Below are 13,589 nucleotides of genomic sequence, written 5' to 3'. Positions count from 1 at the left end.
AAAATATACGTATGTAAAAAAATGTTAAGAAAGAGGACACTAAATGACTTATTATTAAATATTTTTTTATATTTTAATAATGTATGCAATTTTACTAGAGAGTAGACAGAAAAGGAGAGACTTTTTATGATAAAAATGTTAGATAATAATGAATTAGATATGAATGTTTTGGAGATAAAAGACATAATTGATATTAAGTTATTACAAAAATTTCAAGATGATTTTGCTCTTGCAATGAATTGTGCAAGTGTAACTGTAGATAAGGGGGGGAATCCAGTAACAAATCCTAGCAATTATACAAGGTTTTGTGATAAGTTTGTTCATTCAAATAAAAAAGGTGATGATAGGTGTGTCGCTTCTCATAAAAAGATGGGAGAAGAAGCTGGAAGAACAGGAAAGCCATTTGTAGGACCATGCCATGCTGGGCTTATAGATTTTGCAGCACCTATTATTGTGGAAGGAAAATTAATTGGGACAGTTTTAGGAGGACAAATGTTATCAGGATCCCCTAAAGAACAAGATTATATCCAAATTGCAAAAGAAATAGATGTAAATGCAGATTCGCTTGTAGAAGCAGTGAATCAAGTTAATATAGTAGATTTTAAAAATATAGAAAAGGCAGCAAGTGTATTATTTATTGTTGTAAATTCTCTTGCTAAAAATGGATATAATCAAATTGAATTAGAAATGGTATCAAAAAGATTAGCAAATAATTTTATGCAAATATCTGCCACGGTTGAGGAGCTTTCAGCTTCAGCAACTAATATTTCATCTCAACAAGAAGAATTAAACAGCGAAATAACTCAAATAGGAGTGATTACAGAACAAATTAATAGCATACTTGATGCTATTAAAGGCATAGCATCTCAAACTAAAATGTTAGGACTTAATGCGTCTATTGAGGCCGCACGTGCAGGTGAATTAGGAAAAGGATTTTCAGTTGTTGCAAAAGAAATAAAAAACTTAGCTGAAAATTCAAAGGAAACAGCAAACAGCATTTCAGAATTGACAACAAAAATACAAGAATCAGTTAATGGAACTATAAAGAACTCTAACATAACTCTTGAAACAACTAAAGAACAATCATCGGCTATGGAAGCAGTTGGTGAAAATATTCAAGATTCTGTATATATTGTTGAACAATTAAGTAATATGATGGAAAAGTTAAAATGAGATATATGAAAGAAAAGATAAGCATACAGGTGTGTTATCTTTGAATAAATTAAATACTATTAACTAAAATATTCTAGAGCTATCTCAAAGTGATTTGAGATAGCTCTTCTGAGTTTTATTGAAATAAGGCCGTGTTTTAAAACTATGTTGAAACTAATATTTATATTATATTATTGAACATAAAAATTTGTGATGATATAATTATGCACATAGGTGTATATACAGCTGTAAACAATTAAGAAAAGGAAGTGTAAATATGGGGACAAAATTAGTGCAAGAAATATTAAGATTAAAAAGAGAAAGAAATGCAGTTATTCTTGCTCATTATTATCAACCAGGAGCTATACAAGAACTAGCAGATTTTGTAGGAGATTCCTATTATTTAAGTAAAATAGCTAGAGAGTGTAACGAAGAAGTTATAATGTTTTGTGGAGTTAGGTTTATGGCTGAAAGTGCAAAAATTTTATCACCACAAAAAACAGTTTTAATGCCATGTCCTAGTGCAGGATGTTCAATGGCTGATATGGCTAGTGGACAGGCTGTAGTAGAGTTAAAGAAAAAATATCCAGAGGCTTATGTAGTATGTTATATAAATTCAACATACAATGTAAAGGCTCATTGTGATGTAGCGGTAACATCTTCAAGTGCATTAAAGATATTAAAAAATGTACCTAATAAGCAAATAATGTTTTTACCAGATAGAAATCTAGGTGGATATATTTCAGAATTTTTCCCGGAAAAAGAATTTATATTATGGGATGGATTTTGTAGATGTCATAATAAAATCAGCAGAGAGGATATATTAAAGGAAAAAGAAAAACATAAAGATGCAAAAGTATTAGTGCATCCAGAGTGTACCAAAGAAATTAGAGATATAGCAGATTATATAGGAAGTACAAGTGGGATAATAGACTATGCAACTAGTGATGAGGGGAATGAGTTTATAATAGGAACAGAAGAAGGAATTTTACATGAATTAAATAAGAAAAATCCTAATAAAAGCTTTTTCATTCCTGGAGATAGTATATGTTGTCAAGATATGAAGAAGACAACCCTTGAAAATTTATATGATGCCCTATTAAATATGCACAATGAAATAACTTTAGATGAAAATATTAGAATAAAAGCTCTAAGATGTTTAGAGAACATGCATATATTGGGATCTATAGAAACTACAGATAAATTACAATATACAGAAACTACAAATAAGTCAGGCAATTAGGTATGAATAAATTTGTTGATGTATTAATAATAGGTTCAGGGGTATCAGGCCTTTATTGTGCATTAAATTTAAGAAAAGATTTAAATGTTTTAGTTGTATGCAAGGATAAAATTAGTTGTACTAATACTTATTTAGCTCAAGGGGGAATATCTGTTGCAAGAGGTGAAAAGGACATTCCTTCATATATAGAGGATACTTTAAAAGCTGGAAAGTACAAAAATGATTTAGAAGCAGTAAAAGTATTAACATCGGAATCTATGTATAATGTAAAAAGCTTAATAAATATAGGTTTGAAATTTGATAGAAATGAAGACAATAGTTTAAATTTTACTAAAGAGGGTGCACACTCTATAAATAGAATAGTGCACACAAAGGATAATACAGGGGAAAACACAGCTAAGATTCTTATTGAAAAAGTTAAACAAAAAGATAATATAAATGTTTATGAAGATACTTATTTTATAGATATCATAGAAAAGGAAAATGAATGTATTGGAGCTATATTGGTAAAAGAAAATGAGCAAATAAATGTTTATGCAAAATCCTTAGTCATTGCAACTGGCGGGATAGGTGGATTGTTTAATAATTCAACAAGTCAAAGAATATTAACAGGAGATGGACTAGCGGTTGCTGCAAAACATAACATAGAGCTAAAGGATGTTAATTATATTCAAATTCATCCAACAGCATTTTATGAGGAAGAAAATAATGTAAGGAGATTTTTAATATCTGAGTCTTTAAGAGGAGAAGGTGGAATCCTTACCAATGTAAAAGGTGAAAGGTTTGTAAATGAACTTTTGCCAAGAGATGTGGTTTCAGAAGCGGTTTATAAGCAAATAAGAGAAACAGAGACACCTTATGTAAATTTAGATATAAGATTTTTGGGACAAGATTATATAATAAATAGATTTTCAACTATTTATAAAGAGTGTTTAAAGAGAGGAACAGATATAGCAAAAGAATATATTAAAGTTTCACCAGCTCAGCATTTTTTTATGGGTGGTATAAAGGTAGATTTAAATTCTAAAACATCTATGGAAAATTTATATGCAGTTGGAGAAATAAGTTGTACAGGAATACATGGAGCTAATAGACTAGCAAGCAATTCTTTACTTGAAGGACTTGTATTTTCAAGAAGAGCTGCACTTTCGATTAACAATATTGTGGATAATTTGGAAATTAAAGTTTCTACTGTGGATAAATTAAATAAATCAATTGAAGAAATAGCAAATGAAAATAAAGAATTGGCTATGAAAGTTATAAAAGAAAAGGGTGGGAAGCTAGATGATGAATTACTTAGTTGTAGATAAGATAATAAAGAATGCACTTATAGAAGATATTCCAAGTGAAGATATAACAACAAATTCAATTGTAGACACAAAAAGCATTTCTACAGTAGAGTTATTATGCAAAGAAGAAGGAATAATTGCAGGGCTTGAAGTTTTCAAAAGAGTATTTGATATACTCGGAAATGTGGAAGTTGAATTATATAAATGTGATGGGGATACGGTATATCCAAAAGATAAAGTGGGATTTTTAAAAGGAAGCACTAGGAATTTATTGATTGGGGAAAGAATAGCATTGAACTTATTACAAAGAATGAGTGGAATAGCTACCTTAACCAATAAATATATTCAAGAAATAAAGCACACAAATGCAAAGTTATTAGATACTAGAAAAACAACTCCAAATCTTAGAATATTAGAAAAATATTCAGTGAAAGTTGGAGGTGGAGAAAATCACAGGTTTAATTTATCAGATGGAGTTATGCTTAAGGATAATCACATAAGTGCAGCTGGTGGAATAAAAAATGCTGTAGAGCTTGTAAGAAAGAATTCGTCATTTGTTAGAAAAATAGAAGTTGAAACTGAAAATTTAGAAATGGTGAAGGAAGCATTAGACGCAAAGGCAGATATAATAATGCTTGATAATATGAGCTTGGATATGGCTCGTAAATCAGTGGAGCTCATAAATAAAAGATCTTTAACAGAATTTTCAGGGAACGTGGAATTAAGCAATATTAAAGAAATAGCAGAAATAGGAGTAGATTATATATCGGTTGGAGCTTTAACTCATTCTGCTAAGATACTAGATTTGAGCATGAAAAACTTAACTTTACTTTAAAATTCAATCGATAATGTGATTATATTTAGGTCATGTTTTTGTGAAATATTCAATAACTGGAACAAATGCATGACCTTTATTTCGGCGGATTATAGGCATAATACATTTAATAAATATATAGCTAATATTTTCTTAAGTCTATCTTTGAATTCATCTAAATAAGCAACTTGCTTATTTTTATTAATTAATCAAAATCAAAATATTTAAATTCTATTTGTTGCAAATGAAACAGAAATGATGTTATTATTCCAGTATAATAACATCATAGAGTACGTAAATGTGAAAAATAATATAGGATGGTGGGTTTTATGATAAGAAGAGTTATTAAAATAGATGAAGAAAAGTGTAATGGATGTGGACTTTGTGCAAATGCATGTCATGAAGGTGCAATTGGTATGGTAAATGGGAAAGCAAAGTTATTACGTGATGATTATTGTGATGGACTTGGAGATTGTCTTCCATCTTGTTCAACTAATGCAATTACTTTTGAAGAACGTGAAGCGGCAGAATATGATGAAGAAGCTGTACAAATTCATATGGAAAAAAGAAAAATGGAACAAAAACATATAGAAGTAAATAAAAATGAAAAAATATCATTTGGCTGTCCAGGATCACAATCAAGAGTAATAAATCATAACAAAATAGAAGTTAAAAACGTTGCTAGTACTAGTGAGGTAACATCACAATTAAATCAATGGCCAGTACAAATTAAACTTGTACCACCTAATGCAACATATTTCAACGATGCTAATTTGCTTATAGCAGCAGATTGTACTGCTTATGCATGCGGAGATTTTCATAATAAATTTATAAAAAATAGAATTACATTAATAGGCTGTCCAAAACTTGACGAAGGAGATTATTCAGAAAAGCTTACAGCGATTTTAAAGATGAATGATATAAAAAGTCTTACAGTAGTAAGAATGGAAGTACCTTGCTGTGGAGGAATAGTAAATGCAGTTAAGAATGCATTAAAAGCAAGTGAAAAGATGATTCCTTGGCAAATAGTAACTATTTCAACTAATGGAGAAATTTTAGAGTAAAAGTAATGTGTGTGAAAGAAAATAATATGAAATAAAAATCGGGGTGGATTGTTATCTTAAAACTTTGAAGATGACAAACTACCCTTTAAATTTATTATTATTTTTTAGTTATTTATAAATTAACAGAAAAAAATATATTCATTATATAAAAAATAGAGGATATTATTGATAGTATGTAGAATACTTATATTATTAACTAGATATTTAAGGGGGAGTAGATATGAATAAAAGGAAAGTGTTAATACCTATAGATGGAACTGAAAGAAGTATGCATTCTTTGGAGTTTGTAAAAGAGATATTTCCCAAAGGCTCAGTAGAAATTATTATAATGAATGTAAAAGAATTGGTATTAATAAACGAAATGATAGTTGCTGATGAAATACAGTTTGCTCAAGAATTGGGAGACGAAATATTAGAAGCAGCTAAAGAAAAGATGAAAGACTATAAAACTGAAACATATTTTACTTTTGGATATCCAGGAGATGAAATTATAAAGAAGGCAATTGAAGAAAATATAGGAATAATAGTTATGACAAAGTCTACCAAAAGGGGCTTGACTAGAATGATAGGTTCAGTTACAACAAATGTTGTGAAACGTGCAAAATGTATTGTAATGATAGTGCCAAATGAGTTTACAATTAGTATTAATTAATTATAAAGAATGTATTTTCAGACTATCTTAAAAAGTTTTATTTTAAGATAGTCTTTATGTTTGAATATAGAATTTTCCAATATATAATGATATAATAAAGCGAAACTTATAAGCTAAAGCATATGGAGAGAAATAACTGTCCAAAGATGCCTATATTTAAGTGGTTAGGTAATAATATAATTATTAAGAAATCTTTTAGAAAAAATATTTTTTGAGTGTTAAGGAGTAAGAAATGAGAGCAGTTTATAGAAACCCAAAAGAATTAGCAACATGTTTAAAGGATATTGTAGATGCACATGATGATGATTTAATTTCATATGAAAAGATGGAAGAAAGAATCATGAAACTTGTTGAGGCAAATAAGGAAGCTATTTATAAAGAAAAGAACATGTCTGTAAAGATAGCCAACGTTTTAGGCAATAAAAGGGAAGAAATTATTAATAAAGTAGTACAAAGTAAAATGAAACCAGAAGCTTAATTACTTTTATAGTTTAGGAGTGAATTTTTAATGGATAAGAAAATAATATTAACAGGAGATAGACCAACTGGGAAATTACATATAGGTCACTATATAGGTTCTTTAAAAAATAGAGTAGCACTTCAAGAGTCAGGTCTATATGAAAGCTTTATAATGATTGCAGACCAACAAGCTTTAACTGATAATGCAAGAAACCCTGAAATAATAAAAAAGAGTTTAACAGAAGTTGCATTGGATTATCTAGCAGTTGGAATTGACCCAAGTAAATCTAATATATTTATACAATCGCAAATACCAGAATTAAATGAACTTACAATGCATTATTTAAATCTTGTTACATTATCAAGATTAGAAAGAAATCCAACAGTTAAACAAGAAATAAGACAGAAGAACTTTGAAAACAGTATTCCAGCTGGATTCCTTATATATCCTGTAAGTCAAGCTGCTGATATAACAGCATTTAAAGCAACTACAGTTCCGGTTGGAGAAGATCAATTACCTATGATTGAACAAACTAGAGAAATTGTTAGAAGTTTTAATTCTATATATGGAGAAGTTTTAGTTGAACCAGAAGCTGTTCTTCCAAGTTCTAATGCTGGAAGATTACCTGGTACTGATGGAAAAGCTAAGATGAGCAAATCAATAGGAAATTGTATATATTTATCTGATGATGCAGATACAATTAAAAAGAAAGTTATGTCAATGTATACAGATGCGAATCATATAAGAGTAGAAGATCCGGGACAAATAGAAGGAAATACTGTATTTACATATTTAGATGTTTTTGCAACTGATAAGGATGTAGTAGAAGAAATGAAAGAACATTACAAACGTGGTGGACTTGGGGATATGAAGGTTAAAAAATATTTAAATGAAGTAATGCAAGCTGAACTTGAACCAATAAGAAACAGAAGAATAGAGTTTGAAAAAGATATTGATGCAATATATGAAATGTTAAAAGATGGTAGTGATAAAGCTAGAGCAGTAGCATCAAATACTTTAAAAGAAGTTCGTCAAGCAATGGGTTTAGAATATTTCACAAGAAAATAGATGAATAAGTAAAATTCACTAAGGGGTGGGAATGAAATGAAAACTTTTGGCATAATAGATTATCAAGTAGAAGATGTATTTAATATTTTTATTAAAAATGCAAAAAAAGATTTTTCTGATTTTAATGAAGAAGATCCAACGGGATGTAAAATTAAAAAAAGTATCCAATCTGGAGGACCAAGGCCAGTAGAATGTACAATAGAAATAACTGAATATATAAAGAATCAAAAATATCAAATTACATCGTCAACAAGTTTTTCTACATGTACTTCGACATGTGTATCAACTTATATGTTTAAAGGACAAAAAGATGGTACAACTAAATTAATTATTGAAGAACAACAATCTACAGATAAATTTGTCTCATACATTATGTTATACATTCAAAGATTTCTAGCTAGACGTAACTTTAAAGCTAAAGTTAATAATCTTGTAGAAGGTCTTAATAATGAATTAAAAACTCATTTTAGTAATATAGAGAGAAGTAAACCTAAAAATAAGGTAGTAGCAGATTAATATAAATATTGGTTGGAAAAGCTAGACTTATTCAGATATCCCCCGAAATAAAGAGGCACCATTTGACTACTGAAAATTTTGATGAGTGCTTTTAAGATTATAAATTATGCCTAAATTGCTTGGTTAAAATGCGAGCGATAACAGAGAAAGTTAGAGGATTCAAAGATAAAATTTGGATCCTCTAACTTTTTGAATAAGCATATTTGGACGAAGTATATATGAAATTTCGGTGGAGTTATACAAATAAGTAGAATTTCCATTGTGGGTATCTACGTTTATGCCCAATTCCCATCCCTAAATACTTGAAATTCTTCTCCTTTAGCTTTTACACCAATTATTTTAGTATCTTTAGTTCCTATCATAAAATCAACATGTGTTAATGAAACATTTGCACATGCTATTTTTTTCTCATCTTTAGTCATGTTTTCTCCATTTTTTATGCAACATGGATATGAAGAACCAAGTGCTAAATGACACGAAGCATTTTCATCATATAATGTGTTGTAAAAAATTATATTTGAATTTGAAATTGGAGAATTATAAGGTACTAAAGCAACTTCACCTAAACGACTTGAACCTTCATCAGTATTTATTAATTCTTTTAAAATATTTAAACCAGTTTCAGCAGTGCAATCTATGACTTTACCATCTTTGAAGGTTAATGAAAAATTATTTATTAAATTTCCACAGTAACTTAAAGGTTTTGAACTAAATACAATTCCATTTACTTCATCTAATTTTGGAGTAGTATAAACTTCTTCAGTTGGCATATTTGCAATAAATTTAAGACCATCTTGAGTGGTATCTTCTCCACCACACCAAATGTGATTTTTAGCTAATCCAACCTTTAAATCAGTTCCGAGAGAATTTGTGAAGTGCAAATATTCAAATTCATGAGAATTTAATTCTGATACTTTTTTATGAAGAAGATTAACATGAGTATTCCAAGCATCTATAGGCTCATCTTCTTTAAGTCTCATAACAGTAAAGATTGCATCCCATAATTTTTCTATGGCGATTTTAGAGGAATCTTTACTAAATACCTTCTTAGCCCAATTCTCTGTTGGGATTGAAATTATGCACCATGAATTTTTATTAGAATTACAAGCATCATGATATTTTTCTAAAGCAACGCGTTTACTTTTTTGATGTGCTGATATTTTATCGGAATCTACATCTTTGAAAATATCGGGATCAGATGCAGATATACTTAAAAAGGCAGCATTTTTTTCTACATAATAATTGTATCTATCACGCTCAAAATCTGGAGTGAAAGAAAGAACTTCTTTGCTAGAATTATTAAATCTAATTTTATTAAATTTCTCATCATTATAATTTATAACAACATCAGAAGCACCAACTTTATAAGCTTCTTCTGCAATCATATTTGCAAAATAACTACACTCAATAGGACTATTTATGACTAATAGACCATCTTTTTGTATATTTATACCTTTAATAACGGCAAGTTTTGCATATTTTAATAATAAATCATTAAACAACTACATCACCTCATAACTAATAATTTTTATAATCTTATTATTATACTAAGTCACATTGAAAAAAATAACAAGTCAGTATGCTAGTCTATTTTCCATCATTGACTTGTTATTTTCTCTCAAGTACCTAATTTCAGTAATTATCTAAAGTAAAAAAGTTTATAAATCTATACTTTAAGGGATATAATATAGTATAATAAATTATCATACTGGCTATTTATTTTTTGACCATGCCAGGGATGCAAATAATTTTTATGATAAACTTAGGAGGTTTTAATGAAAAAATTATTAATTTTAGACTCAAATTCACTTATGAATAGGGCTTTTTATGCATTGCCTCCGATGAACAATAGTGATGGAATAAATACTAATGCCATTTATGGCTTTATGAATATGTTATTTAAGATGAAGGACGAAATTAATCCAGATAGTATAATTGCTACCTTTGACTTAAAAGCACCGACTTTTAGACATAAGGAATATGCAGAATATAAGGCAGGAAGAAATAAAATGCCACCAGAACTTGCAGAACAATTTCCTATAATTAAAGAATTGTTGAATTTTATGGGTATAAAGATTTTTGAAATAGAAGGTTTTGAAGCTGATGACCTAATTGGTACAGTTTCTAAATTTGCTGAAAATAATGAAACTGAAGTATTTGTAGTTACAGGAGATAAAGATGCACTTCAATTAGCATCTGATACTACTAAAATTGTAATTACTAAAAAGGGTGTTAGTGAAACAGCAATATATGATAGAAAAACCTTCATAGATGAATTTGAAGTAACACCAACTCAATTTATAGATGTTAAGGGACTTATGGGAGATAAGTCTGATAACATTCCAGGAGTTCCAGGTGTTGGAGAAAAAACTGCTTTTAAACTTATAAAAGAATATGGTTGCATTGAAGAAGTGTTAAAGAACATTGATAATATTCCAGGAAAGAAGCTTAAAGAAAATTTAGAGAACAATGTAGAACAAGCAATATTTTCTAAAAAACTTGCTACTATTATGAGGGAAGTTCCAATTGAGATAACATTAGATGATATTAATTGTAATGAAAAAGAAAATGTATTAGAAATTAAAAAAATGCTTATGAGACTTGAAATGAAATCTATTTTAGCCAAGTTTAAAGATGAAGCATTTTCAGAAGAATCTAAAGTTGAAGTTAATAATATAGATACAATTGAAGATATGAAAGAATTATTTTTAAAGAAGAAAGATAGAATTTATATAGATTATATTCTAACAGATTCATCTACATATTCTAAATTAGAACTTGAATATCTAATTTTAGGTGAAGAAAATACTGGTGTTATAATAAATTTCAAAGATATAAGTTCTAAAAATAGAGAAGAATCTCTAAAAGTTTTAAAAGTCCTAATGGAAGATGAAAATATTAAGAAGGTAATTCATAATGGGAAAAATTTCATTACCTTTTTAAACAAATATAAAATTGAAATTAAAGGATTCGATTTTGATACTGAAATAGCAGCTTATTTAATTGATTCCTCAAAGAATAAATATGAAATTTTAGAGCTTGTTAATCATTATGTTGGAGAAAATCCAAGTGAAGAAGGAAGTAATCTTAAAGTAATTCTTTCAAGCTATTTACCAGCAATTTATGAAAAATTAAAAGAAAAACTTCATGAAGAAAATATGGATAAACTTTATTATGAAGTTGAACATCCATTAATATATGTACTTTCATCTATGGAGAGCATTGGATTTAACATAAATGAAGATATGTTAGACGAATTGAAAATAAAATTTAAAAAAGAAATTGAGGAAACTCAAGAGATAATCTTTAAGTTAGCAGAAGAAGAATTTAATATAAGCTCACCTAAACAATTAGGTAAGATATTATTTGAAAAATTAGATTTGCCAGCAATGAAGAAGACTAAAACAGGATATTCAACTAATCAGGAAGTTTTAGAAAAATTAATGGATAAGCATGAGATAATTCCAAAAATAATGTATTATAGACAAGTTACAAAGATTAATTCTACATATATAGAAGGGTTAAAAAATGTAATTGATGAGGATGGACGTATTCATTCAAATTTCAATCAAACTGTTACTACAACAGGAAGATTGTCAAGTACAGAACCTAATTTACAAAATATTCCTATAAGGCATGAACTAGGTAGAGAAATAAGAAAAGTATTTATTCCAATGGAGGAAAATGATATACTTGTTTCTTGTGATTATTCTCAAATAGAATTAAGAGTTTTAGCTCATATTGCAGATGATGAAAATATGATAGAGGCGTTTAAACAACATAGTGATATTCATACCAAAACAGCTTCAGAAGTTTTTAAAGTGCCATTAGATGAAGTGACTTCTCTCATGAGAAGTAGAGCAAAAGCTGTAAACTTTGGAATAGTATATGGTATAGGTGCATTTAGTTTAGCTAAGGATTTAAAGATTACAAAAAAAGAAGCAGAAGAATATATGGCTATTTATTTTGAAAGATATCCTAAGATAAAAAAATACTTAGAAAATATAGTTTATGATGCACAGGATACAGGATATGTACTAACTATTTTAAATCGAAAAAGATTCATACCAGAAATAAAATCTTCCAATAAAATAGTAAAGGCTTTAGGAGATAGATTAGCTATGAATGCTCCAATTCAAGGGAGTGCAGCTGATATAATAAAACTTGCTATGGTTAATGTTTACAATAAATTAAATGAAAAGAAGCTAAAAAGCGAATTAATTCTACAAGTTCATGATGAACTTATATTGAATGTTAAAAAGGAAGAACTTGAAGAAGTAAAAAAATTAGTTATACGTGAAATGGAAAATGCTATTAAATTAAAAGTAGCACTTGATGTAGATATAAATACAGGACATACTTGGTATGAAGCAAAATAATGAATTATAGCAATGCACAATTAAGGAACAAATTCTTATAGAATCTAAAAATATTTTTAGAAATACTTTTTGGGAAGGTGATTATCCCAATTTTATATTTGGTTAGTGGAACTTTCTCTTTGAGTTTCATCCTTAATTGTATATCGTGAGCTGTGCATTGTGCATTGAAAAGGTGGTTTATATATAAAATGATTAAGGTTGGTTTAACAGGGGGAATTGGTACTGGAAAAAGTACTGTATCCGATATTTTAAGAAGAGAAAAATTCAAAGTTATTGATGCGGATATTATAGCTAAAGAAGTAATGGAAAAAAACCCTCAAATATTAGAAATGGTTCGGGTACAATTTGGATCAGGTTTCTTTGATTGGAGGGGGGAATTTAGAAGAAAAGAATTTGGAAATCATATCTTTAGATTTCCTAAACAAAGAATAAAATATGAAAGTATTATTATGCCTTATATTAAACAAAGCATAGAAGACAATATAAAAGCATATGAAATAAAAGGTGAAAAAATAATAATAATAGATGCTCCAACTTTGATTGAAAATAATTTAAATGTTGAAATGGATTATGTGATACTTGTATATGCTGACAATTCGGTTCAAATCCAAAGGGTTATGAACAGAGATAAATTAACTAAGATTGAAGCAGTTAGCAGAATAAATTCTCAAATGTCTATGGAAGAAAAGAAGGAGTATGCCAATATTATCATTGATAATAATACTGATTTAATTGACACGCAAAAGCAAGTTTACGATTTAATTGATTTTATGAAATTAATATGCTAAAGCACAATTTAAAAAATAATAGACCAGTATGTTTGTTTATTTTGCATCATACTGCGTCAGTAAGTTTTGCTAATAGTTAACTATTAGCAAAACTTACTTCCTTGTCTGATGCAAAATATACGGCACATCTTTGATCTGTTATTTTTTTTCATGTGCCCAAGTTA

General features: G+C 28.5%; 12 protein-coding genes. 11 read left to right on the top strand and 1 reads right to left on the bottom strand.

Annotation, left to right across the window (positions count from 1 at the left end; genetic code table 11):
• Positions 1-126: 126 nt before the first annotated feature.
• The 9 genes from DIC82_01035 to DIC82_00995 all read left to right on the top strand — a co-directional run bounded on the left by DIC82_01035 (position 127) and on the right by DIC82_00995 (position 8,258).
• Positions 127-1,173 (top strand): chemotaxis protein, encoded by a 1,047-nt coding sequence (locus DIC82_01035; GenBank protein ID AWK49764.1) that lies wholly within the window; start codon positions 127-129, stop codon positions 1,171-1,173.
• A gap of 256 nt (positions 1,174-1,429) precedes the next feature.
• Positions 1,430-2,395 (top strand): quinolinate synthase, encoded by a 966-nt coding sequence (locus DIC82_01030; GenBank protein ID AWK49763.1) that lies wholly within the window; start codon positions 1,430-1,432, stop codon positions 2,393-2,395.
• A 2-nt stretch (positions 2,396-2,397) separates the two neighbouring features.
• Positions 2,398-3,705, top strand: a complete 1,308-nt coding sequence (locus DIC82_01025) for an L-aspartate oxidase (protein ID AWK49762.1) — start codon at positions 2,398-2,400, stop codon at positions 3,703-3,705.
• Complete coding sequence (gene nadC / locus DIC82_01020) at positions 3,680-4,519, top strand: carboxylating nicotinate-nucleotide diphosphorylase (protein ID AWK49761.1); 840 nt, start codon at positions 3,680-3,682, stop codon at positions 4,517-4,519. Before DIC82_01025 ends, nadC begins: the two co-directional genes overlap by 26 nt.
• A gap of 308 nt (positions 4,520-4,827) precedes the next feature.
• Positions 4,828-5,562, top strand: coding sequence for a 4Fe-4S ferredoxin (locus tag DIC82_01015; GenBank protein AWK49760.1), 735 nt, complete (start codon positions 4,828-4,830; stop codon positions 5,560-5,562).
• 220 nt (positions 5,563-5,782) lie between these two features.
• Complete coding sequence (locus DIC82_01010; GenBank protein ID AWK49759.1) at positions 5,783-6,214, top strand: universal stress protein; 432 nt, start codon at positions 5,783-5,785, stop codon at positions 6,212-6,214.
• Between the two features lie 232 nt (positions 6,215-6,446).
• Positions 6,447-6,692: a ribonuclease P gene (locus DIC82_01005; GenBank protein AWK49758.1), complete on the top strand. Its 246-nt coding sequence runs from the start codon at positions 6,447-6,449 to the stop codon at positions 6,690-6,692.
• 30 nt (positions 6,693-6,722) lie between these two features.
• Positions 6,723-7,742, top strand: a complete 1,020-nt coding sequence (gene trpS / locus DIC82_01000; protein AWK49757.1) for a tryptophan--tRNA ligase — start codon at positions 6,723-6,725, stop codon at positions 7,740-7,742.
• Between the two features lie 36 nt (positions 7,743-7,778).
• Entirely contained in the window at positions 7,779-8,258 is a 480-nt protein-coding gene (locus tag DIC82_00995) for a hypothetical protein (protein ID AWK49756.1), read from the top strand.
• Positions 8,259-8,533: 275 nt separating this feature from the next.
• On the opposite strand, the gene DIC82_00990 is transcribed toward DIC82_00995, so the two are convergent.
• A complete protein-coding gene (locus DIC82_00990) occupies positions 8,534-9,760 on the bottom strand; it encodes an aminopeptidase (protein ID AWK49755.1) in 1,227 nt (408 codons plus the stop codon).
• Positions 9,761-10,033: 273 nt separating this feature from the next.
• On the opposite strand from DIC82_00990, the gene DIC82_00985 reads away from it, so the two are divergent.
• Both DIC82_00985 and DIC82_00980 read left to right on the top strand, forming a co-directional pair.
• Entirely contained in the window at positions 10,034-12,637 is a 2,604-nt protein-coding gene (locus tag DIC82_00985; GenBank protein AWK49754.1) for a DNA polymerase I, read from the top strand.
• A gap of 188 nt (positions 12,638-12,825) precedes the next feature.
• Positions 12,826-13,425, top strand: coding sequence for a dephospho-CoA kinase (locus DIC82_00980; protein AWK49753.1), 600 nt, complete (start codon positions 12,826-12,828; stop codon positions 13,423-13,425).
• Positions 13,426-13,589: the final 164 nt, after the last annotated feature.

This window comes from Clostridium beijerinckii (genome assembly GCA_003129525.1).
Taxonomy (GTDB): domain Bacteria; phylum Bacillota; class Clostridia; order Clostridiales; family Clostridiaceae; genus Clostridium; species Clostridium beijerinckii_D.
The sequence above is the reverse complement of the archived record's forward strand: the minus strand, read 5'-3'. Positions and strand labels throughout refer to the sequence as shown.